We start from the raw sequence: 24,302 nt of genomic DNA, 5'->3' as shown, positions 1-24,302 counted from the left end.
GCGCAATCTCGCCGATCTGGCGGGGTCAGAATGAAGCTGTCGGGCGCATGGATCGAGGTGCAGGCAACGCAAGTGGTGTGCCGGATGCTGACCGAGGCCGGGTATCAGGCGCTATTTGTCGGTGGCTGTGTGCGTAACACGCTTTTGGGTGCGCCGGTGGGGGATATCGACATTGCCACTGATGCGCGGCCCGAGGTGGTGGCGCATCTGGCCACGGCGACCGGGTTAAAGCCAGTGCCGACGGGGTTCGAACATGGCACGATTACCGTCATCTCGAGTCATATCCCGCATGAGGTGACCACATTTCGCGAGGATGTTCAAACTTTTGGCCGTCATGCGGTCGTGGCCTTTGCCACCGACATTCACGCCGATGCGCGGCGGCGCGATTTTACTATGAACGCGCTCTATGCGCGCCCTGATGGTACGGTAATTGACCCCTTGGGGGGGCTGGAGGATCTGCGCGCGCGACGGGTGCGGTTCATCGAAGATGCCGATCAACGTATTCGTGAGGATTATCTGCGGGTTTTGCGGTTTTTCCGGTTTCACGCGTGGTATGGCGATCCTGCGGGCGGGCTTGACCCGGACGGATTGGCCGCTTGCGCAAGCAATCTCGACGGGCTTGCGGATTTGTCGCGCGAGCGTGTGGGCGCTGAAATACGCAAGTTGCTTGCGGCGCCTGATCCGGCGCCAGCGCTGGCGGCGATGCAGGCAGCGGGGGTGTTGCACGCGATCTTGCCGGGGGCGGATGGGCGCGCGTTGACCGTGATGGTGCACCTTGAATCAGAGACAAACATCGCCCCAGATGCGATTTTGCGCCTTACAGCACTGGGAGGAGAGGCTGTCGCCGACCGGTTGCGCCTGTCCAAGGCGGACGCGCGGCGGGTGTGTCTATTGCGAGAGGCGGCTGTCGGAGGGGCGCGGGCTGGAGAGCTTGGGTATCGGTATGGTGTTGAGGACGGGAGGGCGATCCTGCTCTTGCGCGCCGCATTGCTGGATATGCCGCCCGATCCGCAGGCTGTTGAGGGGCTGACCCAAGGGGCCGATGCGCGCTTTCCTGTCGCGGCGGCAGACCTTATGCCGGAATACACAGGTCCGGCGCTTGGGGCGCGCTTGCAGGCGTTGGAGCGGCGCTGGATAGATTCGGGCTTTGTGCTCAGGCGTGAAGATCTGATCTGAGCGGGCTTTCGCACCGCGCCGTTGCAGGTTAAAGCCGCATCCATGAGCGAACATGACATCATCCGACTGGGCCACCAAGCCGACGGCATTGCCGATGGGCCGGTTTATGCGCCTCTGACCCTTCCGGGAGAGCGGGTTTCTGGCCGTTTGGTGGGCCAAACCCTGACGGATGTGCGGATCGTCACCCCCTCGTCGGATCGCGTGACCGCCCCTTGCCGTCATTTCCGGTCCTGTGGCGGCTGTCAGGTGCAACATGCCTCGGATGGGTTTGTCGCCAATTGGAAACAGGAGGTGGTGCGGGCAGCATTGACGGCGCATGGCATCACGGCTGAGTTTCTGCCGATCCATGTTTCGCCGCCACAATCCCGACGCCGCGCGACATTTACGGCCAAACGCACGAAAAACGGGGCGATGGCGGGGTTTCATGCGCGTGGGAGCGATGTGGTCATCGAGGTGCCGGATTGTCGGTTGTTGCATCCCGAAGTGATGCGCGGCCTCACGATTGCCTGTGATCTGGCCGCGACGGGGGCAAGCCGTAAGGCATCGCTGGCGGTCAGTGTCACGCAGTCGCGTGCTGGGCTTGATGTGGTAGTGGCTGACGGCAAGCCGCTGGACGGCCCGTTGCGGATTGCGCTGGCGGCGCTGGCAGAGCGGCATGATCTGGCGCGGCTTGGCTGGCGGGATGAGGTTGTGGTGACGCGCCGCGCGCCGGTGCAGATCTTTGGGGGAGCACGGGTGATCCCGCCGCCCGGTGCCTTTTTGCAGGCTACGGCAGAGGGGGAAGCGGCGCTTTTGGCGCAAACAGAGACTATTTTGAGTGGTGCGCGGCGTATTTTGGATCTCTTTGCCGGGTGCGGCACCTTTGCGCTTGCCTTGGCGGCGCATGCGCAGGTGCATGCGGTAGAGGGCGATGCCACCATGCTAGAGGCGCTCAATGTCGGTCGACGCGGTGTCGAGGGACTATATCCGCTGAGCACGGAGGCACGGGATCTCTTTCGTCGCCCGCTCTTGCCGGATGAGCTATCCAAGTTTGAGGCGGCGGTGATTGACCCGCCGCGCGCAGGGGCCGAGGCGCAGGTCGCCGAGATTGCCCGCGCCGGGCTGCCGCGCCTGGCCTATGTGTCGTGCAATCCCGTGACTTTTGCCCGAGATGCGAGGACGCTGCTTGCGGCGGGCTATGCGATGGGGCCGGTGAAGGTGGTGGATCAATTCCGCTGGTCGTCGCATGTGGAGCTGGTTGCCGGATTCTCGCTGGCCAAAACCTGACTTGTTTAAAATCCTCTACCACAGAACCCCGGTTTTGAGGTAGAAAAGACCCGAGCAGTGAGCGGATCAAAACCAATGAACCTAAAGAGGCGTTTTGTGGTGTTGGCAGGGTTGTCGGCCCTGTCGGCCTGTGCGACCCAATCCAAATTTCGGACCTATCGCGGCCCCGAAGTAACGCGCGTGATCGTCAACAAGGGCGAGCGCGAGATGTTTTTGCTGCATCACGACCGGCCGCTCAAGCGATACAAGGTTGATTTGGGCTTTGCGCCCGCAGGTCACAAGCAATTCGAGGGGGATGGCCGCACGCCGGAAGGTGAGTATTTCATTGATCGGCGGAACCCCAACAGCGCGTTCCATCTGTCACTGGGGATTTCCTATCCGAATGAGGCGGATATCGCCTATGCAAAGGCGGTCGGTAAATCCCCCGGCGGGGACATCTTTATCCATGGCGAGCCGACCAGACTCGCCTTTATGAAGCCGGACTGGACGGCGGGATGTATCTCGGTGCTGAACCGAGAGATGGAGGATGTCTATGCGATGGTTCGCGATGGGACGCCGATCACGATCTATGCGTGATCAGTTGCCAAGGATCATCGTCCACCAGATTTTGCCGCCCGGTTCCTGAAGCCAAGAAAACCCCATATTCCGGGCCTCGGGCGCCAGTATCACGCGGCGCGTGCCTTCTTCTTCCATCCATGCAGCGAGGGTTTGCAGCTCGGTTTCATAGGTTTCCGAGATGGTTTCACCCACCAGATTGCCAGAGTATCCGACCCGGCGAATACGGTCGAGCGGCGATGACCCGTCTGAGCCGAAGTGCCATGGCCGGTTCTGAACCGACATGTCACGTGAATGGGTTGCGGCAGCGGCGGTCAGCGATGAATCAAGCGTGAGCGGGGCCTGGCCGGCTGCATGTCGCAGGGAATTGACGGAATCGAGCATGCGGAATTGAATCTCGGAGGTTTGACCCGGCTTGATTCGATAGACACGGGGCAAAGGCTTGCCATCAGAGCCGAGTTGCGGTGGCGGCGGGGCGGCGCAGGCCGAAAGAGCCAAAAGAGCCGACACCAGCAGGATATAGAGACGCGCCATGATCCAGAACCACCCGAAATTGTTTCTGATCCCGCTTTAGCCCGGCTTGCGTTGCGATTCAAACCCACATGCGCATAAGATTGCCTGTGGCGCATGGTTTGATTTGTGACTGCGTCCTTCGCGCCATATATTGCTGAATTGTATTGGCTTACCCGACTGGAGATACGCAGATGACCAAGAACTCTGGGATTTCATGGAACCGGCGCATGTTTCTGACGGGTGCCGCAGCTTTGATGGGCGCGCCTGCGCTTGCGCAAAGCCTTGACAGCGACGACACCGTCGAAATGGAGCGCGATCTTGAGGAAACCGTAAGGCGCAATATTTCCGGCTTTCGGATGCTGGATTGGCGGCCATATTTTTCGAACCTGAACAACGGCGCTATTCTGGTCGATGTCGATTCGCGTGCTGTGCATTTCTGGAGCGCGGATGAGTCCATCTACAGGCTGTACCCGTCTTCGGTGCCGTTGACTGAGGATCTTACGCGACGCGGCCGCACTGCGGTTGTGCGCAAGGTCGAAGGGCCAAGCTGGCGTCCGACGCCGTCAATGCTCAAGCGTAATCCGGAATGGCCGGCATTTGTGCCGCCGGGACCAGATAATCCCCTGGGAACGCACGCGCTCTATCTGAGTTGGACCTATTATCGCATTCATGGAACCCATGACACGCGCAAGATCGGGCGCAGGTCATCCAATGGCTGTGTGGGTCTTTACAATGAACACATTGCCGAACTCTTCAGCTTGACCAAGGTTGGCACACAAGTGTTGCTAATTTGACGAAAAATAGGCGGTTTATGTGGTTGTTCTTCTAAGATGTAATTGCAATCGTTCAGTTTTGCTGATTAGAAAATACTACGAGGTAAGTCTTGGGTGCTTGGCGTTGTGTATTGCAGCGTCCGGCCAATATCTGGAGGATAATTTATGAAGAAACTCGTTCTCGCTGCTGCCCTGAGCGCTGCCGCTTCGACCGCATTCGCTGGCAACCTGTCCGAGCCCGTCATCGAGGCACCGGTGGTTGTTGAAGAAACCGCTGCAAGCTCGTCCGCCGCTGGCGTTTGGGTTCCGCTGGTTCTGCTGGCAATCGTCGCAGCTGTTGTCGCAGCTGACTAATACAGCATCGACACCAAATGAAAAAGGCAGTGGGAAACCACTGCCTTTTTTGTTTGTCCGGCGCGTCTGTGATCAGTCGTGCCAGCCCCTGAGGTTCGACTCTATGATCGACGACAACGCCCGGATGTGGGCGTCGTCATCATTGAGGCAGGGGATATAGGTGAATTCCTCGCCGCCCGCCTCTTCAAAGCTTTCACGGATTTCTTCGTTGATCTCTTCCAGTGTCTCGATGCAATCGGCGGAAAAGGCCGGGGCCATGACGGCAATTCGCTTCTTACCGTCTTCCTGAGCCAAACGCGCGACCTCTTTCACCGTATAAGGCTTGAGCCATTCCTCGGGACCAAAGACCGATTGGAATGTCGTCGTGATCTCTGTGTCCTTCCATCCCAGCCGTTCCTTGAGAAGGCGCGTCGTTTTCTGGCACTGGCAGTGATAGGGATCGCCCTGCATCAGATAGCGTTTCGGCATGCCGTGATAAGACACGACGAGGATTTCAGGGCGCTTTTCGACCTGCGCATAGGCGCGCTCGACCGACTGCGCGAGCGCTTCGATGTAGAGCGGGTTTTCGAAATAGGGTTCGACCACGCGGGCAGTGGGCTGCCATGTCTCGTCCATCAGTGCGCGAAAGAACTGGTCATTCGCGGTGGCCGAGGTGGCGCCAGCGTAATGCGGATAGAGCGGAAAAAACAGGATACGGGTGCACCCTGCCTCGACCATCTGGCGCACCTTGGATTTGGTCGAGGGATTGCCATAGCGCATGCAGAAATCCACCATCACCCGATCGCCATAGCGGTCCTGCATGGATGCTGCCATCTTGGCGGTCTGATCGCGGGTTATGGTCATCAGGGGGCTTTCGCCCTTTTCCTCGTTCCAGATGGATTTGTAGGCATGCCCGCTGGTAAAGGGACGCTTGGTCAGGATGATGAGCTGTAGCAGCGGCTGCCATTTCCAAGGGGAGTAGTCGATTACCCGGCGATCTGACAGAAACTCGTTCAGATAACGGCGCATTGGCCAATAGGTATAATGATCCGGTGTGCCGAGATTGGCCAGCAGCACGCCGGTTTTCGCGCGCGGCACCTTGGGGTGGTCGGCGGTGGCATGTTCAGGGCGGGCGGCATCATGGCTGGCATCAAGCATGGCGAGGGTCTATCCTGTGAGTTCCGCAACACAGGTGACATATAGGCTATGCTTGAAAGGTCAATCTTTCAGCGGATTTTCGACTGCGCCAAGGGCATCCGCAAGCCGGGCGTTGGCCGATCCGGGGCGCAGTGGCTGGGGTTGGCTGGCGTCGGGGGCCCAGCCTGTGAGGAAGATCATTTCGAAGGTGGTGGGGATGCGCCCGTCACCCGTGCCAAAGGCTCTTGAGTATATGTCGCAGGCGCGGTTGAGCACTTGGCGTCGGGTCAGACCCCTGTGGCGCGCGGTCATGGCATTGGATTCGCCCATGGCGCGCAGGTCGCGCATCAGCGCCAGCGGATTGGCGTAGCTGGTACTGAGCGGCAGACTATCGGCCACCGGCAGACTGAGGCCCGCGCGCTGCATCAAGGCACCCAGATCGCGGATTTCCGCCATAGGCAGGACACGCGGAGAGAGACCACCGCTGACCTCAGCCTCGGCCTGAGCCAGAGCGCTGCGTAATTCGCTGAGCGTGCCGCCGCCAAAGAGCGCCGTGAGCATGAGCCCATCGGGGCGCAGGGCGCGGCGTGCCTGAATGAGCTGGCCCACGGGATCGTTGGCCCAATGCAGGCAGAGGGCGTGAATCACCAGATCATGTGCGCCCGGCTCCAGCGTCAAAACCTCATCATCCGGCACGATTAGGGCCTCTGGCAGTTGGGTTTGCCAGAATTGTGGAAAACCTGTCACCACGGCGGGTGCGGTAAAGGTTTTGTTAACCAAGCTCAGACGATCCTTGACCTCATCGGCAGCGATTTCGTGCAGGAAGAGGGCCGGCGTGCGCTGGGCGCGCTGGCGGTTGCGGATCAGGGCGGTGCGGTCGGTCAGGGGTGTTTGCTTCATGGGGCTAGGATAGAGTGCTGACAGCAGCTTTTCAAACGGCGGTTCACATGGTCTATCCAGCCCGCTGCACGCTCTGCGGCGTGGTGGTGGACAGCGATTTCGGACTCTGCGGTCCCTGCTGGCGTGATACGCCGTTTATCTCTGGTCTGGTCTGCGACACTTGCGGTGTGCCCTTGCCCGGTGAAGCTCATGAAATGCCAGAGCATTGCGATGACTGTCTGCGCTTGGCGCGGCCTTGGTCACAGGGGCGCGCGGCGATGCGTTATCACGAGAATGGCCGAAAACTGGTGCTGCTGCTGAAACATGGTGACCGGCATGATGTGGTGCGCCCTGCCGGAAAATGGATGGCGCGCGCGGCGCAACCGCTCTTGCGTCCAGATACCTTGATCGTGCCTGTCCCGCTTCATTGGATGCGGATGCTGTCGCGCCGATTCAATCAGTCTGCACTTTTAGCGCAGGCGCTCGGGCGCGAGACCGGGCTGCCCTGTTGCCCAGACCTCCTGATTCGCCCCAAGCGCACGCAAACGCTAAAGGGAATGGGCGTTGAGGCGCGCCATGCGATGCTGGCCGATGCAATCCGGCTGAACCCCCGGCATGCCGCGCGCCTCAAAGACCGGTCGATCCTGATGGTTGATGATGTGATGACCTCTGGTGCGACGCTTTCGGTCGCCGCTCAGGCCTGTTTTTCAGCTGGTGCCGGGGATGTGAGTATTCTGACACTGGCGCGCGCCGCCAAGGATGCCTAAGTTCGCGCGAAAGCGAACCGGGAAACCCAACCATGAAACCAGTTGAAATCTATACTTCACCGCTGTGTGGCTTTTGTCACTCAGCCAAGCGACTATTGCAAAAGAAGGGCGTCAATTTCTCTGAAATTAACGTACTTGCGCAGCCTGCGCGCAAATCCGAGATGTTAAAGCGGGCGAATGGGCGTCACACCGTACCGCAGATTTTTGTGGGCGATACCCATGTTGGCGGTTGTGACGATCTCTATGCGCTAGAGCAGGCGGGCAAACTTGATTCACTCCTGCGCGGGTGATGGGTATGCGCACGGCTCTTCTTCAGCTGAACAGCAGCGATGATCCAGAGGCCAATCTGGCGGTTGTTCTGGCGATGATGGATGACGCCTTGACCCAAGGCGCCGAGTTCATCCTGACGCCTGAGGTCACCAATTGCGTTTCAGGCAGTCGTACACATCAAAAAACGGTGCTGCAGTCCGAAGACAACGATCCGACACTCGCCGCGCTGCGTGCCCGTGCGGCTGAGGCGGGTGTCTGGCTGTTGATCGGATCGCTCGCGCTCAAGACCGAGGACCCAGACGGGCGTTTTGCCAACCGTTCGTTTTTGATTGGGCCGGATGGTGGCATCGTCGCGCGCTATGACAAGATCCATATGTTCGACGTCGATGTCACGCCTGAGGAAACCTATCGCGAGTCGGACGGGTTTCGTCCGGGCAGCCGCGCCGTGCTGGCCGATATGCCGCTGGGCAAGCTGGGGTTGACGATTTGTTACGACATTCGCTTTCCACATCTGCACCGCTGTTTGGCGCAGGCGGGGGCGAGCGTTCTTGCTGTGCCAGCTGCGTTTTCGCATGTTACGGGCGCGGCGCATTGGGAGGTGCTGCTGCGTGCTCGGGCTATTGAAACCGGCTGTTTTGTTCTGGCTCCGGCCCAAACCGGCACCCATGCCGCCACAACCGGACGCACCCGTCAGACCCATGGCCACAGCATGGTTGTGGCCCCTTGGGGCGAGGTTTTGGCCGATGGCGGCGTCGAGCCGGGCATCGTGATGGTTGATCTTGACCCCGATGCGGTGGCACAAGCGCGCAGGCGCGTGCCTTCGCTGCGCCACGATCGAGCGTTTGACGGGCCCTGAATGACCGATACGACCAGCAATTCCCTTGCCGTGGCGCTCTTTAGCGAGATCCTCACGAATGAGCAGTTGATTCGTAATCGACTGACCAAGGTTTTGCCAAAGGGCATGGAGATTTCGCATTTCTCGGTGCTCAATCACCTTGCGCGGATCGGGGACGAGCGCAGCCCGGCGCAATTGGCCAAAAGCTTTCACGTCACGCGCGGGGCGATGACCAATACGCTGAGCAAGCTTGAATGGGCGGGATATGTGCATATTCGCCCGGATTGGGACGATGCGCGGCGCAAAATGGTGGCAATCAGCCCCTCGGGCCGTCAGGCGCGCGATGCCGCCATCGCCGCGATTACGCCGATGGTCTCGGACCTGATTCGGGACTTGGGCGAGGACCGGGTTCGCGCCAGCCTGCCGGTGCTGCGCGAATTGCGCGCCCGGCTGGAGCCGGGCACTTGATCTAGCGCGGTTTCAGGCTCGTGGTCACGTAATTCACGCTGAGATCCCTGTCGGACAGGCGCCAGCCCCAGGTGATCGGGTTGAACACGAATCCCTTGCGGTCTACCGGCACCAGCCTGGCGTTGCGCAGCAGTTCATACAGCTCATCGGGCGTGATAAACTTGGACCAGTCATGCGTGCCCTTAGGCAGCCAACGCATGACATATTCTGCGCCCACGATGGCCATGGCATAGCTCTTGGGGTTGCGGTTGAGGGTCGAGCAGACATGCAGCCCGCCCGGTTTCAATAGCTGTTGGCAGGCGGTGAGATAGGTCAGCGGATCGGCCACATGCTCGACCACTTCCATGTTGAGCACCACGTCAAACTGTTCGCCCGCTGCTGCCAGATCCTCGGCGGTGGTGTTGCGATAGTCGATGTCGAGCCCGGATTGGGCCGCATGCACCTGTGCCACGGGGATGTTTCGGGGGGCGGCGTCTGCTCCGACCACGGTCGCGCCCAGACGCGCCATCGGCTCGCTCAAGAGGCCGCCACCGCAGCCGATATCGAGGATCCGAAGCCCGGTGAAAGGCGTATTGCTTTTCAGGTTCCGATCAAATTCTGCTGCGATCTGGCTTGTGATATAATCCAGTCGGCAGGGGTTGAGCATGTGCAGCGGTTTGAATTTCCCGTTCGGATCCCACCATTCGGCGGCCATCGCCTCGAACTTGGCAACTTCTGTGGGGTCAATCGTGCTCTGAGCGGCTTGCATTCTGCTCTCCATATGCTCTTTTGGTCTCGCGGCTTATATAGGACATTCATGGACAAATTCTCAGGCCAAAAGAGCGCAGTGCAGTATCTTCATCCTCCGGTCGAACCCTTCGACCGGCAAATGCTGGATGTGGGCGACGGGCACAGCGTCTATATGGAGCAATCGGGCCGTCCTGATGGGGTGCCAGTGATCGTGCTGCATGGCGGACCGGGTGGCGGGAGCAGTCCGGCGATGCGGCGCTATTTCGACCCTGCGATCTATCGGATCATTTTGTTCGATCAGCGCGGCTGTGGCCGCTCGCGCCCGCATGCCAGCGTCGAGGCGAATACCACATGGCATCTGGTGGCTGATATCGAGCTGATTCGGAGGACATTGGGTATCGACCGCTGGATCGTGTTTGGTGGCAGTTGGGGCGCGACACTGGCTCTGATCTATGCGCAGGCGCATCCGGAGCCTGTCCGGCATTTGGTGCTGCGCGGCGTCTTTACCATGACCGAGGCGGAATTGCAGTGGTTCTATGGCGGTGGGGCCGGAGCGTTCTGGCCGGAAACATGGGCGCGGTTTCTGGAGCTGATTCCAGAGGATGAGCGCGGCGACCTGATCACCGCCTATCACCGGCGTCTGTTCTCAGGCAATCTGAGCGAGGAAGTGAGCCACGCCAAAGCATGGTCGTCGTGGGAAAACGCGCTGGCGACGGTGCATTCCACCGGGGTGGGTGGCGATAGCCCCGCCGATTACGCCCGCGCCTTTGCCCGGCTGGAGAATCACTATTTCATGCATCGCGGGTTTCTTGATTACGATGGGCAGATCCTCGATCAGATGGGCAAGATCGCGCATATTCCCGGCTCTATCGTGCAAGGCCGGTATGACATGATTTGCCCGCCTGTTACGGCGCATCGGCTGGCCGAGCTTTGGCCCGAAGCAGACCTGCATATGATTCCGGTTGCAGGCCATGCGCTGTCAGAGCCGGGGATCAGTGCCGAACTCGTGGGCGTGATGCAGAAACTGGCCCGCACGGTCTGAGCTTTGCTGCTTTTCCCGTACCCTGCATCGCGCTAAGTGAGGCATATGGAAACGCTGCCCGATCTCTATGCCCGCCTTGTGGCGGACGGCAAATTATCACATGATCCCGCTCAGGAGGCGCTCTTGCCTGAATTTGAGCGGATCCGCATGGCCTTGGACGAGGCCCCGCGCAAGGGCTGGTTTCGACGGGCGCCAGAGCCGCCAAAGGGGCTGTATATCTGGGGAGGGGTCGGACGCGGTAAATCCATGCTGATGGATCTCTTTGTCGAGACACTTGAGGTGCCCAGCAGGCGTGTGCATTTTCACGCCTTCATGCAGGAAATTCATGCTGGTCTGCATGCCGCGCGCGCTCGGAATGAGACGGATGCGTTGGCTCCGGTGGCGGCTGAGGTTGCCAAATCCTTGCGCCTTTTGGCGTTTGATGAAATGCAGATCACTGACATCACGGATGCGATGATCGTGGGGCGTCTGTTCGAGGCGTTGTTTGCGGCGGGTGTCGTGGTGGTCACGACCTCTAATCGTCTGCCTGATGAGCTCTATAAAAACGGCCTGAATCGTCAGCTTTTCCTGCCGTTCATCGACCTCTTGAAAGAGCGGATGATCATTCATGAAATGGTCAGTCCGACCGACTACCGCCAAGATCGTCTAATCGGCAGTCCAAGCTATTTCTCTCCGATCAATTCAGAGAGTCGGGCCGAAATAGAGACGATCTGGCAGGATCTGACCAAGGGGCGCGGCGGGCCACATACCATCATCGTGAACAAGCGTGCGGTGGAAATTCCGGCCTTTCACAATGGCGTGGCGCGGGCGACCTTTTATGATCTTTGCGGCAATCCGCTGGGCCCGGCGGATTATCTGGCGCTGGCCGAGGCGGCGCGGGTACTGATCCTAGAAAACATCCCGCAGATGGGCCGCAGCAATTTCAACGAGGCCAAGCGGTTTGTCACCTTGATCGACGCGCTTTATGAGGCGCGTGTGCAGTTGATCTGTTCGGCGGCGGCGGTGCCGGAATACCTTTATATCGAGGGTGAAGGGTCGTTTGAGTTCGAGCGCACAGCCAGTCGGATGCGCGAAATGCAATCCGAAGGTTGGGGCAAGGACGACTAGCGGCTTCGCGTCAGATCCAAAAACACATCCTGCAAATCCGCCTGCTCGGTCTTTACGTCACGAATGGTAATCCCAGCGGCATGGACGGCGGCCAACACGGCTTCTGCAGTGGTGGCTGCGGATTTATAGGTGATCACCAACGCGCCATCACTGCGCTGCACGACAGTCAGACCCTCACCCGCGGGCAATGTCACCACCGGCTTGTCAGGCTGAATGATCATGGTCTTGGCATCCAGTCGGCCCAAGAGATTGGCGGTGCTGTCACGAGCCACCACTTCGCCCAAATTGATGATGGCGATTTCGTCACACATTTCCTCGGCTTCTTCGAGATAGTGGGTGGTTAGAATGATCGTCATTCCCTGCGCGTTTAACTGTCGGACATTTTCCCACAGCATCTGACGCAGTTCGATATCCACCCCTGCCGTCGGCTCGTCCAGAACGAGGATATGCGGATGGTGCACCAATGCCTTGCCCAGCAGGAGCCTGCGGCGCATCCCCCCAGAGAGGGTGCGTGCATAGGCCTCTGCCTTGTCCTCCAGCCCGATCAAACGCAGGATTTCATCACTGCGCCGCTCTCGGCGTGGCACGCCATAGAGCCCGGCCTGAACCTCTAATGCGCCACGCGGTGTAAAGAACGGATCAAGGTTCAATTCCTGTGGCATGACCCCAATGGAAGCGCGGCTCTGGCGTGGATTTCGGTCCTGATCAAAACCCCAGATCGTGACGCGACCAGACGTTTTGATCACCAATCCCGCCAGAATGTTGATCAGCGTCGATTTCCCGGCCCCATTCGGCCCCAACAGCCCAAAGACCGATCCTTGGGGAATATCGAGATCAACCCCCTTGAGCGCCTGTTTTTCCGGGCTGTGACGCCCGCCGCCGTAGGTTTTTGTAAGCCCACGGATTTCAATGGCATTTGCCGCCATGCTGCTCTTGCCCCTTGGCTCGTGTTCACTCATATTCGCACCTAGTGTAAAGTACGGCAAAAGGAAACGCCCCGATGGTAACGCAGGCCCCGGAAACCCGCATTGTGGACAACTACCGTGTCGCCTGCGACGGGGGCGAGGGCGCGCTGGGTCATCCCCGCGTCTGGTTGCAGATCCCGCACGAGACAGGTTTTGTCGAATGCCCCTATTGCGACGCCAAGCTGGTCCACAAAGATTCCGAGGGAAAGGCCTGAGGTTAAGGCCGGTATCATGCTGACGCGGCGCGGATTGCTTGTGTCCGGCGTGGCGGTGGCAGGTGTCTATGGCGGTGGCACTCTGGTCCGACGTGCGATTGAGCCGCGCCTGACCTTTGAGGCGATGCCCGGCCTGCCCGGCTTTCGGCGTCTGGTGACCCGCGAGGTGTCCGCAGGACGGTCTCTGGCGCTTTTGGACGTGAGCGATGAGTCCGCCGGAATGCCGGGCCCCGCTCTCGACTGTGTCGCGCTTTTTGGTTCAGAGCCCTCAGAAGATGCCGTTCCCTTGGCGTATTTCTCGGATGCGCGCTGCATTTTTTGCCGCATGCTGTCGCCAATCCTCAAGGAGATCGAGGCAGAGGGCGGCGCAGACGTGACGTGGCACGAGTTGCCGCTGCTTGGAGCGGTCTCTCGGGTTGCGGCGCGCGCGTCTGTTGCCGCTGGGCTACAGGGGGCCTATGCCGCCTTTCATGCCCGTCTGATGGGTACTCCGTTTCTGCCCACTGACGCCTATCTCAGGCAACTGGCCGTGGATCAGGGTATAGACGGAAACCGTCTTTTGCAGGACATGAACGCGACCCAAGTGGCACAGAGGCTGGATCAATCGGCGAGGCTGGCCCGGCAGCTTGGCTTTTATGGCACGCCGGGTCTGGTGATTGGCCGGACTGTCATTCTGGGAAACCTGACAAAACGTCAGTTGCACCGTATTCTGGTCTTGGAGCGGGCTGAATCAGAACCTGTCCCATGTTGGGGAACCACGGCGTCAGATTGATGCAAAATCTTTGAAGATCAATTTCGGTGTTGAAATTGGTTTACCGGATGCTGGGGTGGGTTCTCTGGGTTTTGGGGCAGTTTTCGCCATCTTGCGTCTCCGCTGATCTGCGGCTACCGGCCAAACTGCGCCTGACCGGCGCTGCGGGTTTAGGTTCGTGCGGAGGCACATGGCCTGAAACGACAACTCAAAAACCGCTAAAAGAATTTGGGCAGGCCGCCCTCCGCAAGCCCAGTGTCTCAAATCTGCATGTTTCGATCTACGGGGCACATGGAAAAACTGTGTCGCCAATTCGGAGAAAATGTGGCGAAATCTTGGCGGGGCATGAACCGTCTGGAAGTAGCGGGCACTTCGTGGCACACCGTCAGACGTAATTCACAAACATGAGTGGGGCGCGCATGACCATGCAATTCGGAAAAGGCTGTCACCTGCATCTGATTGACGGCTCTTCCTTTATTTTCAGAGCCTATCATGCATTGCCGCCGCTGACGCGCAAATCTGACGGGTTGCCGATTGGGGCGGTCGCGGGCTTTTGCAATATGTTGCAACGCTATGTTGAGGGCAACAACGGGTCGGATGCGCCTACCCATGTGGCAGTGATCTTTGACAAGGGCAGCCATACGTTCCGCAACGATCTCTACCCTGACTACAAGGCTAACCGCGAGGCGATGCCCGAGGATCTGCGTCCGCAGATTCCGCTGACCCGCGAGGCGACCCGCGCCTTTAACATTGCCTGCGAGGAAATCGAGGGGTTCGAGGCTGATGATATCATCGCCACGCTCGCCTGTCAGGCGCGCGATCTGGGCGGGCGGGTTACCATCATCTCATCGGACAAAGACCTGATGCAGCTGGTCGGCGATGGGGTCGAGATGCTGGACGCGATGAAGAACCGCCTGATCGACGTAGATGGGGTGCGCGAAAAATTTGGCGTGGCTCCCGACCGTGTGGTCGATGTGCAGGCTTTGGCGGGGGATAGTGTCGATAACGTGCCCGGCGCGCCGGGCATCGGGATCAAGACGGCGGCGCTCTTGATCAACGAATTCGGTTCTTTGGAGGAACTCTTGGATCGCGCAGGCGAAATCAAGCAGCCCAAGCGCCGCGAGACCCTGATTGAGAAGCGCGCGCAGATCGAGATGTCCAAACGCCTTGTGCAGCTCGATTGCAATACGCCGCTTGGCTTTACGCTGGACGACCTAGAAGTTCGTGATCCGAATCCCGAGCTTTTGCTCGGCTTTTTGGCGGAGATGGAGTTCCGCACCCTGTCGAAACGTATTGCCGATGCGTTGGGTAAAGAGGCCCCGACCATTCCCGAACCCGGCCCGCAGCAAGGCGGGGATGAGGGGCAGGCGGCACCCGATTGGCCCGCAATTGAGCCTGAATCCTACGAGCGTGTTTCGAATTTCGCATCTCTCGACACATGGATCGCCGCGATCCGGGCGCAGGGCTATGTGGCCATTGACACCGAAACCACCTCGCTCAATGAAATGCAGGCAGATCTGGTGGGTATTTCGCTTGCCACCGCGCCGGGCCGGGCCTGTTATATCCCCCTTGGGCATATGGACGGCGCGGCGGATGATCTGTTTGGCTCTGACACCCTGGCCGAGGGGCAGATGCCGCTCTTGGACGTGCTGGCCGCGATCAAACCGTTGCTTGAGGATGAGTCCATTCTCAAAATTGGCCAGAATATGAAGTATGACGCCAAAATTTTTGCCGGCTATGGCATAGCGGTTGCGCCCATCGACGATACGATGCTCATGTCCTATGCGCTGCACGCGGGATTGCATGGACACGGCATGGATACGCTGTCCGAGCGCTATCTGGCCCATAGCCCGATTCCGATCAAATCCCTCCTTGGTACTGGCAAATCGGCGGTTACTTTTGACCGCGTTCCGGTGGATGAAGCGGTGAAATACGCCGCCGAAGATGCCGATATTACCCTGCGTCTCTGGCTCAGCTTCAAGCCGCAACTGCACCGTGTCCGGGTCACCACGGTCTATGAAACGCTGGAGCGCCCGCTTGTGCCGGTTCTTGCGCAGATGGAGCGGTACGGCGTCAAGGTCGATCGTGATACGCTGCGTGCCATGTCCGGCAAGTTTGCCCAGAAAATGGCGGCGTTAGAGTCAGAAATACATGAACTGGCGGGGCGCAGTTTTAACGTCGGTTCGCCCAAGCAACTGGGCGAGATTCTGTTTGACGAGATGGGCCTACCCGGCGGGGAGAAGGGCAAGACCGGGGCCTATGCCACGGGTGCGGACGTTCTGGAAGATCTGGCAACAGAGCATGAATTGCCAGCCCGTGTGCTCGATTGGCGGCAACTCTCCAAGCTCAAATCGACCTATACTGATGCGCTTCAGGATCATATTGACCCTGATACAGGCCGTGTGCACACGTCTTATCTGCAAACCGGGGCCAGCACGGGACGGTTTTCATCTTCTGATCCAAACCTGCAAAACATTCCTGTACGCAGCGAGGAAGGCCGCCGTATCCGTGAGGCATTTATCGCTGCACCGGGCAACCGCCTTGTCAGTCTCGATTATAGCCAGATTGAGCTGCGAATCCTTGCCCATATTGCTGGAATCGAGACACTCAAACAGGCGTTTCGGGATGGTCTCGACATTCATGCCATGACCGCTTCAGAAATGTTCAACGTCCCCATGGACCAAATGACGCCCGACATCCGTCGTCAGGCCAAGGCGATCAATTTCGGGGTGATCTATGGGATTTCTGGCTTTGGTCTTGCGCGGAATCTGCGCATTCCGCGCGGCGAGGCGCAGGGCTTCATTGATCGTTATTTCGAACGGTTCCCTGGAATCCGCGCCTATATGGATGACACCACCGGTTTCGCCAAGGAACATGGCTATGTTCAAACCCTGTTCGGGCGGAAAATCCACACACCCGAGATTGCCGCCAAGGGCCCGCGCGCCGGATTTGCCCGGCGTGCTGCGATCAACGCACCGATACAAGGCACCGCTGCCGATATCATCCGCCGCGCGATGATCCGCATGCCGGGCGCGATACAAGGCCTGCCCGCAAAGATGCTGCTGCAGGTCCACGACGAACTGATCTTTGAAGTGGCCGAGGACGCGGTTGACCGTCTCATCGACACGGCCCGCGACATCATGCAGGGCGCAGCAGACCCGGCGGTGCATCTCGACGTGCCTTTGGTGGTGGATGCAGGCCAAGGCGTGAATTGGGCAGAGGCGCATTGACGTTCAGCGACACGGACAGGCCCGGTGGGGTATAGCCCAAGTGTGCCGCGTCGTTGAGGGCGATCACGGGGGGCCTTCTATGATTGTCGGTTGCCTCTACAGGGAGGGTTCGCAGCAATTGTGCTAAGTTGTTTCAGGCAATTGCGTACGCTGGTCATGTGTGCCGCCGTGTTTCCGGTTTTGACGAAGCACCTGTTCCATTATGCTTTGGAAGGCCAGTGCCTGTTCGGCAAAGCTGGTGACGTGAACCTGCGGTTGGTCCACGGCAGGTTTATGGTTATCAAGAACCTCTATGATCTGTCGGCGGAGAACTTCTGGGCTGGCACCGATGGAAATCAGATGCGCATGATCAACGGCTTCATGCTCAATTGTGCCACCACTGTCAGTCTGAATAACTTTAATGCCGCGCGCCATTGCCTCTCTGATGGTAAGACCGAAAGTTTCTTTCCATTGCGACATGAATAGCAGGACGTCGATCCCGGCATAGAAATCGTCCATGTTGGATTGTTGATAGCGCGGCACGACGGTCCAATCACCCGAGAGCTTTGAAAAGTCGTGGCCTGCCCACCAAGTGCTGTCCAGGCTGCCGTCGACAACGTGCACACTGAAATCAGATCGTGCGAGGCCTCGAAAGGCCTCTCTTATCTGCGGCCAGCCCTTAATTGATGAGGGCCCCCCGACATAGCCAAAAACGAGTCGTGGATCAGCTTTGCGCCGTGCTGAGCGTTTCGCTCTGAAATCGGAACGGGGTAAATTCGCACCGTTCTCCCAGACTACACCCAATCCCGGCGCCAGACCCGAGGCTTCGCAGAGGTTGCGGGCAAAATGACTGGGATAGGTCACGACGTCAGCCAGTGATGCGGCGTTTTGCAATGTCTCAAACCGGGATTTTGCCGCAGCAAAATTACCCACACAGGACTTGCATGCGTCAATGAGAACCGGATTCTGGGCGCAGAACACCTGATCAGGCCTTACCATGAACTGGCGTTCGCAGATCCACCAATAGTCATGCACGGATAATATGACAGGCAGGCGCGCGCGTTTGGCTGAGCGAAGGATCTCTGCACCCATTTCCTGAATGCAATGCATATGCATCAAGTCAGGTGAAAGGTCTGATATCAAACTGTCGATAACGCTGCCCATATGGGGATTGTCATAGAAGTGTTCATAAGAGCGTGCCGCTGGCACGTTGATCAGATAATTGTCGATGCCGGACACCTGTGAGCGGATCACCGAGTAGGGCGATAATTCGGGGCGGCTGATGAGCGATACGGCAGTGGTTCGAGCTATCCCTTTTTCCAAGAGCGCACGCGCGACCTGCTCGGCAACGATGGTCGCGCCGCCGTATGAGAATGGAGCAAAGAACACATTGACGAGGAGGATGTGAGGGAGATGTGTCACGTGATGACCCAGTCACGTATTTCGGGTGCTACAATGTGGTCTTGAGGCAGGGCGCACCAGCGGCTTTCTAGCGTTTCTCTGGCTGCCCGGGTCATGGATTTTGCGCGCGCGGTGTCTGTCGCCAGCGTATCTAATGCACGGGTCCAGTCTCCGGCGGTTTTGGCGACAAATCCTGTGCGACCATCTTCGATCATCGTTGGGAGATCGCCAACAGGGCTCACGATTGATACGAGGCCTACGGCCGCCGCATCAATGACGCGCACACCGCTTTTGCATCGGTTAAAGAGATCGTCTTGGAGCGGCATTACGGCGGCATTCGCCTCCGCCAATATGGCAAGATAGGCCCTGTAGGGCAGGAATGGATGATGTTCAGTCTGTTTCAAGAGCGTGGCCGACAGCTTTTCGGTTTGGAAATGACCCAAAATGGTTAATCGCCGGTCGGGGCTGGCGCTGATGAATGCGGTTAGTTCATCCTTGATCAGATCAAAATCCGCTTCATGCCCGTGTGAGCCGCTGGCGAACACAACGCGAAAAAGTCCGTCACCTGATCCGCGGGCTGCAATCGCGGCGGCCCCTGCGGTCAGTGTTTCTGAATCGGCAAAGTTTCTCCTCACGTGAACGGGGCGAGGCGTATACAGTCTTGCCAGTTCCGCCAGACCCGGGGTCGAGACAGTGACAATGTCGGCACCATTCATCATCGCGGCATAGCGCGGTGCGACGGATAAAAAATGCGTCTTCAGCATGGGATCAAGAACAGCCATGTTCTGGTAGGTCTCATATGCCGTAACTGAAAACAACGGGTCGTCGATATCGAACAAGATTGGCATTCCAAGCCGCCGCGCCTCGTATCGATACATTTGTGTTAGGGGCGAATCCTCGAGCCTGTATTCGCAAAGATGTGTCGCTCTCTGCAGGAGATGAATAGCCCGTGGGACGTCCTTGTAATGGGAATAGTCGCACTGTACGCCCTGAGCCTGCCAGAAGGCGGACAATTGCTCTACCCGGTATTTTTTACACTGCGCAAGATTCAGATCACCGATGAGCGCGATACGCGGTTTCTCTTTCTGGTTGCGTCTGACATAAAATCCGCCTCCGCGGGCAAGTTCTGACCACGTGTTCAACAGTTGATCTTGGGGCTCATGCTGAGCGGGGATATTGTTGCCAAACAAAGACGGTGCAGAGCCGCGCAAATGCAAAACGGTGTAATAGCGTAATTTATGCAACGCTTTGGCAAGCCCGTCCTGGCGCATGACCGAGAAAAAGCGACGCACGAGAGACCATCGGAAAAAACGCGACATTTCGAGAACCCTCCTTTAAGTCTCAGCTAATAAATGAAAATTCACTAATCGTTCATTATCGTGAATTGCATTCATTCACTTTGGGTGCCACCCGAACCATTCGGGATATTCGTTGTTCTGAACAGTCATGAATGGTTCGAAAATCCGGGGTGTCACCACTGCAGAGTTGCAGGAGAATTTATCGCGAATAGATGAGCAAGCCGCCATTTTGATTCCGGTTATCCGCTACATTTGTCTAGATCCACTGTCTAACCCACCATGGCCATTGACTGAATGGAATCAACCAAAAGATGTGGCCGACGCGTTCTATGTGATTCATTAGACCAACCACGCGAGCCTGATCTAAGGTATGTCCAATCTGGTGCCTAAAAATCCGCCAGACCTTTGTCATATCCATTTCGCCTATGCTTCACAGGTTGACGTGTCAATTGCCTAAAGGGCGTTTCTATCCTTGGATTTGGGGAGAGGCAAACCGTTCAAGGAGTCCGGACCTCAAGCTGAATTCAAAGGATTAATGCCTTCAGTGTCTGGGTCGTCATGCCGTTTTATCTGCCGTGTGCTGCGTGTTGGTTGATTACGCGAGGTGTCCATAAATTTCGGGCAGCGGATAAAGGAAAATTTGCCCCAACAGCGCAATCATTTCCAGTCAACTTTTGAATGCCGTCGGTGACGTCAGGTGGCGCCGCTCTGGCGCGAACCTGCATGACCAACTGTCGCTGTAGAGACGGCATTCTGCACAATCCACGTCTGGCGTGCAGCCTTTTCTCCTGACATCTGCCTTGATCTTTTGCTATTGTTAAGCAGCGGTTGAACGCCCAATGTTGTGAAGGGCTTACGCGGTGGGCGGCGGTCCTTGGGTGGTTTCGGTAGTCAAGGCTGCCCGCCAGTCAAATAATGGCACAGTTTGAGGGGGCTAAGACACGCGCAACCGCCTTTTGCAAAAGCAGATCAACACCATGTCGGAAATGCCGAGGTGCGCGATTTACCTTAGGCGTGGAACATAGCTCTTGTCTGTCGTTAGTCGATCAAATGCATGCCTCACCTCTGGGGGCTTTGGCGATAATGCTTGTGCGACCATTTTTGAGCAAGCTTGGCAGGCTGCCTGCAACTCAGGCGGAAAGCGCGAAGATGGGTTTGAGGGTGATCATTCGCATGGAAGTTTGAATCTGTATTCATTACCACCGCGGCAGTGGTGCAGAAGCGTCTATCGTGAACGGGTGGGCAAGCCGCATTTTGGGTCCGATCATGTGCTACGTTTATCTGGACCATGGATGATCAGTGATTGCATAGTATCAAACAAAAGGGCCGTAGGATGATCGACAAGCTAGGCAAGGCGATTAAGCACAACAGAAGCGATGTTGTCGATTTGAGGGCACTACTTATGGTGGATGGCCGTGTTTTTGCGAATTTCGCAACGGCACCACGGGAGTCTGTTGAGGTCGTAATCGGCTCAGCCCGAGCCGAATTTCATCCCTGCTCATCCGACGCATTAAAACCGTACAGCCTCGTTCATGTGCACAGTTTTAACACATATAATATTCAAAATCGGATACATTCAGAGCCGTCAGAGCAAGTACCCGGTGACACATATGCTTTCTGGGTTAACAAACTTGATGACTGGGCCCTCTCGGGTAGCCAGACAATGCAGATTATGTTCGTGAATCGACGCGGTTCTTGCCGGATCGAAATTGATCAACCGATCATCGTTGACGAGATTAAATCAGGTTTGTTTTTTCAAGCGCACCTTGCTGCGCACCGCATAAAAGCAACGCTTCATGTTGAATTTCGTGATGTAGCGTCAAATGAGACCACGACCCGAAAAGTGGCGTTTGATGCCCGTCACCTTGGCGGACGTCATTCTCAGGGGTATCAGCACGTTGCTTTGCCGCTGCCGAACAGCGCCGGGGCAACGGAGGTCCGTTTGAGAGTTGATTACGAAGAGTTCGTTGATGACGGCACCGGCATTGAACCCTTTGTATTTCTGGCTGACGTGCATGTCGGCAGTCGTCACAAAACAGAGAATTCGGTGCTTAGCCCCTTGAATCTGGTGGGGTCGAACATTCCGGTTGATGGCACATGGCTTATGGCGGATCTCCCAACGTACTTAACGCCCAACGAAACTGTTCATTTCCGGTTTGGTCAAAAAAGCGAGAGCCGTACCATTCCAAACAGCCCGAAAATCACAATCCATGACCAGCAGGGCCATATTCTCGTTATTGAAAGCTCGGGCGCTGCGGTTCTGAGCTTTTATGTGGATGGTAAGCCGGAAGGGCAAATCTCCGTTCAGCCCGGGCAAACATCGTTGCGCTTGTCTGACAAGCATTTTGATGGTGCCGCTCATCATATCAGTATACGCGACCTGTCTGGCACGGTTCGCCTATGTGAGACGTTGAGCCTTGTTCCCGCAATTTTGACACCTGCGGATGTCATGCAACGGGAGAGCCGCGCACCTTTTCCCTCATCTGTTTTTACCCAAACGTTCCGCCGTTTCGATGCGCTTCGCAAGATTTTTGCAACAGTCGGGCCCGAAACGGATCTAGCCCAGATATCCTATGCGCTTGATACAGTTGAGGCAGGCTATGACAATGTTCGCCTGCGTCCCTTGACCTTTCCCGAGATCGACGACCCTAAAATTTCCATCGTGATCCCGGCACATAACAAGGTCGAAGTTACCTATCTTGCGCTTTGCTCGCTGCTTGTTGCGCCCAACAGAGCGAGCTTTGAGGTTATCGTGGTCGACGATGCGTCCACCGACGACACAGCAAAGCTTGAGGCCATCGTCTCTGGAATCAAGGTGATTCACAATACCGAGGCTCAACGGTTCATACGGTCCTGCAATGCCGGAGCAGAGGACGCTCGAGGGGACTACATCGTATTGCTCAACAACGATGTTGAGGTGACCGCAGGTTGGCTTGATGAACTGCTCGCTGGCTTTGAGAGATTTGACAACGTCGGCCTTGTGGGCGCCAAGTTGCTCTATCCGGACGGCCGCTTGCAGGACGGTGGCGGCATCGTCTGGGGATCGGGTAATCCTTGGAACTATGGCAACAGTCAGAATCCCGAAGAGCCACGATTTTGCTATGCGCGTCAGGCTGATTATCTCTCTGGAGCGGCGATGATGGTGCCTAAATCCGTCTGGAAGGAAGTGGGCGGACTGTCGTCCTACCTCGAACCGATGTACTTTGAAGACACTGATTTTGCGTTCAAGGTTCGTGCGGCGGGTTACACGACATGGTACATTCCCTCTTCGGTCGTCTACCATTACGAGGGCATGACCTCTGGGACCGATGCCACCAAAGGCTTCAAGCGTTATCAAGAGGTCAACCGGCCCAAATTCAAGCGCCGCTGGATAGAGGCCTATTCTCAATTCGGCCGCGAAGGACAGATGCCCGACCTAGAAAAGGATCGTGGCATCAAAGGCCGTGTGCTCTTCGTCGACTACACCACGCCGCGTCCGGATCAGGACGCAGGTTCCTATGCTGCTTTGCAAGAGATCAGGTTGGTGCAATCCTTGGGGTACAAAGTTACCTTTCTTCCCTCAAACTTGGCGCATCTCGGAAAGTATACAGAAGACCTGCAGAAACTGGGGGTCGAGGTGGTCTATGCGCCGTTTTATCTGACGACACAGGAATATCTGGCCCGACATGCGGCAGAATTTGACGCGTTTTATATCACACGGTTTTACGTCGCCCGCGATGTATTGAGTCAGATTCGCGCTCACGCTCCGGACGCCAAGGTTCTCTTCAACAACGCCGACCTTCACTTTCTGCGCGAAATTCGCGCAGCGCGCGTTGAGAATGACGAGAAGAGGTTAGAAGTTGCGCGCCGAACCCGTGACGAAGAGTTGGCGGTCATCAACCAAGTCGATGTGGTTTTGAGCTACAATGAGTTGGAGCATGCGGTGATCGAGGCATATAGTGAAGGTCAGGCTAAGGTGGTGCGCACCCCTTGGGTCGTCGATATCCCCTCAGACGTACCACCTCTGGCGGAACGTCGCGGAATGTCCTTCCTCGGCAGCTTCGGTCACCATCCAAATGCCGAGGGGGTTCAATGGTTCGTTCGCGAGGTCCTTCCGCAACTTATTTCGCGTCAAAAAGGTCTCGTTCTGTCGATCTATGGTTCACGCATGTCCAAAGAAATTATGGCGCTTGAGAGTGAGTGCGTGAACCCTGTAGGCTTCGTCGATGAGGTCGCCGAAGCCTATAACCCGCATCGCGTATTCCTTGCGCCGCTTCTGTCTGGTGCTGGTATCAAGGGGAAGGTTCTTGATGCGCTTGCACATGGCATTCCCTGTGTTCTCTCGCCGATTGCTGCTGAGGGGATTGGACTACGTAGTGGTCATGAGTGTTTTATCGCGCGTTCGCCCGACGACTGGATTTCCGCGATCTCGCGCTTGAACGAGGATGACGCGCTGTGGCGGCGCATATCAGATGCGGCGCGTTCCTTTGTTGCGGAGCAATATTCCTTTGCACATGGACGTCAGGCGATGCGCGAAGCTTTTGAGGCGGCGGACATGTTTCTGCCGGGGGGGTTCAAAGAGTGAACAGGGGCGTGATGCGGGCGCGCAGAGTCTGAAGGTTTTTGTGGAACAA

Annotated in this window: 22 protein-coding genes; 15 read left to right on the top strand and 7 right to left on the bottom strand. The window is 57.5% G+C overall.

What is annotated here, in order from left to right:
- Positions 1-30 precede the first annotated feature (30 nt).
- The 3 genes from ACN0SW_RS05560 (at position 31) to ACN0SW_RS05550 (ending at position 3,018) form a co-directional block, all read left to right on the top strand.
- Positions 31-1,176, top strand: a complete 1,146-nt coding sequence (locus ACN0SW_RS05560) for a CCA tRNA nucleotidyltransferase (protein ID WP_417726926.1) — start codon at positions 31-33, stop codon at positions 1,174-1,176.
- A 42-nt stretch (positions 1,177-1,218) separates the two neighbouring features.
- Positions 1,219-2,442 carry a class I SAM-dependent RNA methyltransferase gene (locus ACN0SW_RS05555; protein WP_417726915.1) on the top strand — a complete coding sequence of 408 codons (1,224 nt, stop codon included), beginning with the start codon at positions 1,219-1,221 and terminating at the stop codon, positions 2,440-2,442.
- A gap of 75 nt (positions 2,443-2,517) precedes the next feature.
- Positions 2,518-3,018, top strand: coding sequence for a L,D-transpeptidase family protein (locus ACN0SW_RS05550; protein WP_417726914.1), 501 nt, complete (start codon positions 2,518-2,520; stop codon positions 3,016-3,018).
- On the opposite strand, the gene ACN0SW_RS05545 is transcribed toward ACN0SW_RS05550, so the two are convergent.
- A complete protein-coding gene (locus ACN0SW_RS05545) occupies positions 3,019-3,531 on the bottom strand; it encodes a CAP domain-containing protein (protein WP_417726913.1) in 513 nt (170 codons plus the stop codon).
- A 170-nt stretch (positions 3,532-3,701) separates the two neighbouring features.
- On the opposite strand from ACN0SW_RS05545, the gene ACN0SW_RS05540 reads away from it, so the two are divergent.
- Together ACN0SW_RS05540 and ACN0SW_RS05535 are read left to right on the top strand one after the other, a co-directional pair.
- Positions 3,702-4,304: a L,D-transpeptidase gene (locus tag ACN0SW_RS05540; RefSeq protein WP_417726912.1), complete on the top strand. Its 603-nt coding sequence runs from the start codon at positions 3,702-3,704 to the stop codon at positions 4,302-4,304.
- Between the two features lie 144 nt (positions 4,305-4,448).
- Positions 4,449-4,637 carry a hypothetical protein gene (locus tag ACN0SW_RS05535; protein WP_417726911.1) on the top strand — a complete coding sequence of 63 codons (189 nt, stop codon included), beginning with the start codon at positions 4,449-4,451 and terminating at the stop codon, positions 4,635-4,637.
- 72 nt (positions 4,638-4,709) lie between these two features.
- Here the strand turns inward: ACN0SW_RS05535 and hemH are convergent, their stop codons facing one another.
- Both hemH and ACN0SW_RS05525 read right to left on the bottom strand, forming a co-directional pair.
- On the bottom strand, positions 4,710-5,774 hold the full coding sequence (gene hemH / locus ACN0SW_RS05530; protein WP_417726910.1) for a ferrochelatase: 1,065 nt from the start codon (positions 5,772-5,774) through the stop codon (positions 4,710-4,712).
- A gap of 60 nt (positions 5,775-5,834) precedes the next feature.
- Positions 5,835-6,653: a methyltransferase domain-containing protein gene (locus ACN0SW_RS05525; RefSeq protein WP_417726909.1), complete on the bottom strand. Its 819-nt coding sequence runs from the start codon at positions 6,651-6,653 to the stop codon at positions 5,835-5,837.
- Positions 6,654-6,700: 47 nt separating this feature from the next.
- On the opposite strand from ACN0SW_RS05525, the gene ACN0SW_RS05520 reads away from it, so the two are divergent.
- From ACN0SW_RS05520 to ACN0SW_RS05505, 4 genes are read left to right on the top strand one after another with little or no spacing between them, the layout of a single operon-like run.
- Positions 6,701-7,399: a double zinc ribbon domain-containing protein gene (locus ACN0SW_RS05520; RefSeq protein WP_417726908.1), complete on the top strand. Its 699-nt coding sequence runs from the start codon at positions 6,701-6,703 to the stop codon at positions 7,397-7,399.
- A gap of 32 nt (positions 7,400-7,431) precedes the next feature.
- Positions 7,432-7,689, top strand: a complete 258-nt coding sequence (gene grxC, locus ACN0SW_RS05515) for a glutaredoxin 3 (RefSeq protein ID WP_417726907.1) — start codon at positions 7,432-7,434, stop codon at positions 7,687-7,689.
- A gap of 5 nt (positions 7,690-7,694) precedes the next feature.
- Positions 7,695-8,525 carry a carbon-nitrogen hydrolase family protein gene (locus ACN0SW_RS05510; RefSeq protein WP_417726906.1) on the top strand — a complete coding sequence of 277 codons (831 nt, stop codon included), beginning with the start codon at positions 7,695-7,697 and terminating at the stop codon, positions 8,523-8,525.
- The gene (locus ACN0SW_RS05505) at positions 8,526-8,972 is read left to right on the top strand and encodes a MarR family winged helix-turn-helix transcriptional regulator (protein ID WP_417726905.1); all 447 of its coding nucleotides are present in this window, start codon (positions 8,526-8,528) and stop codon (positions 8,970-8,972) included.
- A gap of 1 nt (position 8,973) precedes the next feature.
- Here the strand turns inward: ACN0SW_RS05505 and ubiG are convergent, their stop codons facing one another.
- On the bottom strand, positions 8,974-9,720 hold the full coding sequence (gene ubiG / locus ACN0SW_RS05500) for a bifunctional 2-polyprenyl-6-hydroxyphenol methylase/3-demethylubiquinol 3-O-methyltransferase UbiG (protein ID WP_417726904.1): 747 nt from the start codon (positions 9,718-9,720) through the stop codon (positions 8,974-8,976).
- 48 nt (positions 9,721-9,768) lie between these two features.
- On the opposite strand from ubiG, the gene pip reads away from it, so the two are divergent.
- Complete coding sequence (gene pip, locus ACN0SW_RS05495) at positions 9,769-10,743, top strand: prolyl aminopeptidase (RefSeq protein ID WP_417726903.1); 975 nt, start codon at positions 9,769-9,771, stop codon at positions 10,741-10,743.
- Positions 10,744-10,788: 45 nt separating this feature from the next.
- Positions 10,789-11,850, top strand: a complete 1,062-nt coding sequence (zapE, locus tag ACN0SW_RS05490) for a cell division protein ZapE (RefSeq protein ID WP_417726902.1) — start codon at positions 10,789-10,791, stop codon at positions 11,848-11,850.
- Here zapE and ACN0SW_RS05485 read toward each other — a convergent pair.
- Positions 11,847-12,776: an ABC transporter ATP-binding protein gene (locus ACN0SW_RS05485; RefSeq protein ID WP_417726925.1), complete on the bottom strand. Its 930-nt coding sequence runs from the start codon at positions 12,774-12,776 to the stop codon at positions 11,847-11,849. The genes zapE and ACN0SW_RS05485 overlap by 4 nt on opposite strands.
- Before the next feature lie 74 nt (positions 12,777-12,850).
- Here ACN0SW_RS05485 and ACN0SW_RS05480 point away from each other — a divergent pair, with 74 nt between their 5' ends.
- The 3 genes from ACN0SW_RS05480 to polA all read left to right on the top strand — a co-directional run bounded on the left by ACN0SW_RS05480 (position 12,851) and on the right by polA (position 17,011).
- Complete coding sequence (locus tag ACN0SW_RS05480; protein WP_417726901.1) at positions 12,851-13,030, top strand: zinc-finger domain-containing protein; 180 nt, start codon at positions 12,851-12,853, stop codon at positions 13,028-13,030.
- A 16-nt stretch (positions 13,031-13,046) separates the two neighbouring features.
- Positions 13,047-13,802: a DsbA family protein gene (locus ACN0SW_RS05475; protein ID WP_417726900.1), complete on the top strand. Its 756-nt coding sequence runs from the start codon at positions 13,047-13,049 to the stop codon at positions 13,800-13,802.
- A 398-nt stretch (positions 13,803-14,200) separates the two neighbouring features.
- Positions 14,201-17,011, top strand: coding sequence for a DNA polymerase I (gene polA / locus ACN0SW_RS05470; RefSeq protein ID WP_417726899.1), 2,811 nt, complete (start codon positions 14,201-14,203; stop codon positions 17,009-17,011).
- Positions 17,012-17,134: 123 nt separating this feature from the next.
- On the opposite strand, the gene ACN0SW_RS05465 is transcribed toward polA, so the two are convergent.
- Positions 17,135-18,412, bottom strand: coding sequence for a glycosyltransferase (locus ACN0SW_RS05465; protein ID WP_417726898.1), 1,278 nt, complete (start codon positions 18,410-18,412; stop codon positions 17,135-17,137).
- Positions 18,409-19,710, bottom strand: a complete 1,302-nt coding sequence (locus tag ACN0SW_RS05460; RefSeq protein WP_417726897.1) for a glycosyltransferase — start codon at positions 19,708-19,710, stop codon at positions 18,409-18,411. The genes ACN0SW_RS05465 and ACN0SW_RS05460 overlap by 4 nt, the downstream gene beginning before the upstream one ends.
- A gap of 1,312 nt (positions 19,711-21,022) precedes the next feature.
- Here ACN0SW_RS05460 and ACN0SW_RS05455 point away from each other — a divergent pair.
- Positions 21,023-24,253, top strand: a complete 3,231-nt coding sequence (locus ACN0SW_RS05455) for a glycosyltransferase (RefSeq protein WP_417726896.1) — start codon at positions 21,023-21,025, stop codon at positions 24,251-24,253.
- Positions 24,254-24,302: the final 49 nt, after the last annotated feature.

Source organism: Roseovarius sp. (genome assembly GCF_048262375.1).
Lineage (GTDB): Bacteria > Pseudomonadota > Alphaproteobacteria > Rhodobacterales > Rhodobacteraceae > Roseovarius.
Note: the sequence above shows the minus strand (reverse complement) of the source record. Positions and strands in the feature narration are given on the sequence as shown.

What these genes read in the sequence shown, in the direction of transcription:
- ACN0SW_RS05485 (WP_417726925.1), bottom strand. Translation starts at nt 12,776, where the DNA reads ATGGCGGCAAATGCCATTGAAATCCGTGGGCTTACAAAAACCTACGGC.
- ACN0SW_RS05525 (WP_417726909.1), bottom strand. Translation starts at nt 6,653, where the DNA reads ATGAAGCAAACACCCCTGACCGACCGCACCGCCCTGATCCGCAACCGC.
- ACN0SW_RS05510 (WP_417726906.1), top strand. Translation starts at nt 7,695, where the DNA reads ATGCGCACGGCTCTTCTTCAGCTGAACAGCAGCGATGATCCAGAGGCC.
- ACN0SW_RS05540 (WP_417726912.1), top strand. Translation starts at nt 3,702, where the DNA reads ATGACCAAGAACTCTGGGATTTCATGGAACCGGCGCATGTTTCTGACG.
- ACN0SW_RS05455 (WP_417726896.1), top strand. Translation starts at nt 21,023, where the DNA reads ATGATCGACAAGCTAGGCAAGGCGATTAAGCACAACAGAAGCGATGTT.
- ACN0SW_RS05520 (WP_417726908.1), top strand. Translation starts at nt 6,701, where the DNA reads ATGGTCTATCCAGCCCGCTGCACGCTCTGCGGCGTGGTGGTGGACAGC.
- zapE (WP_417726902.1), top strand. Translation starts at nt 10,789, where the DNA reads ATGGAAACGCTGCCCGATCTCTATGCCCGCCTTGTGGCGGACGGCAAA.
- ACN0SW_RS05480 (WP_417726901.1), top strand. Translation starts at nt 12,851, where the DNA reads ATGGTAACGCAGGCCCCGGAAACCCGCATTGTGGACAACTACCGTGTC.
- polA (WP_417726899.1), top strand. Translation starts at nt 14,201, where the DNA reads ATGACCATGCAATTCGGAAAAGGCTGTCACCTGCATCTGATTGACGGC.
- ACN0SW_RS05505 (WP_417726905.1), top strand. Translation starts at nt 8,526, where the DNA reads ATGACCGATACGACCAGCAATTCCCTTGCCGTGGCGCTCTTTAGCGAG.
- ACN0SW_RS05560 (WP_417726926.1), top strand. Translation starts at nt 31, where the DNA reads ATGAAGCTGTCGGGCGCATGGATCGAGGTGCAGGCAACGCAAGTGGTG.
- ACN0SW_RS05550 (WP_417726914.1), top strand. Translation starts at nt 2,518, where the DNA reads ATGAACCTAAAGAGGCGTTTTGTGGTGTTGGCAGGGTTGTCGGCCCTG.
- ubiG (WP_417726904.1), bottom strand. Translation starts at nt 9,720, where the DNA reads ATGCAAGCCGCTCAGAGCACGATTGACCCCACAGAAGTTGCCAAGTTC.
- ACN0SW_RS05535 (WP_417726911.1), top strand. Translation starts at nt 4,449, where the DNA reads ATGAAGAAACTCGTTCTCGCTGCTGCCCTGAGCGCTGCCGCTTCGACC.
- ACN0SW_RS05555 (WP_417726915.1), top strand. Translation starts at nt 1,219, where the DNA reads ATGAGCGAACATGACATCATCCGACTGGGCCACCAAGCCGACGGCATT.
- ACN0SW_RS05460 (WP_417726897.1), bottom strand. Translation starts at nt 19,710, where the DNA reads ATGTCGCGTTTTTTCCGATGGTCTCTCGTGCGTCGCTTTTTCTCGGTC.
- ACN0SW_RS05545 (WP_417726913.1), bottom strand. Translation starts at nt 3,531, where the DNA reads ATGGCGCGTCTCTATATCCTGCTGGTGTCGGCTCTTTTGGCTCTTTCG.
- ACN0SW_RS05475 (WP_417726900.1), top strand. Translation starts at nt 13,047, where the DNA reads ATGCTGACGCGGCGCGGATTGCTTGTGTCCGGCGTGGCGGTGGCAGGT.
- grxC (WP_417726907.1), top strand. Translation starts at nt 7,432, where the DNA reads ATGAAACCAGTTGAAATCTATACTTCACCGCTGTGTGGCTTTTGTCAC.
- hemH (WP_417726910.1), bottom strand. Translation starts at nt 5,774, where the DNA reads ATGCTTGATGCCAGCCATGATGCCGCCCGCCCTGAACATGCCACCGCC.
- pip (WP_417726903.1), top strand. Translation starts at nt 9,769, where the DNA reads ATGGACAAATTCTCAGGCCAAAAGAGCGCAGTGCAGTATCTTCATCCT.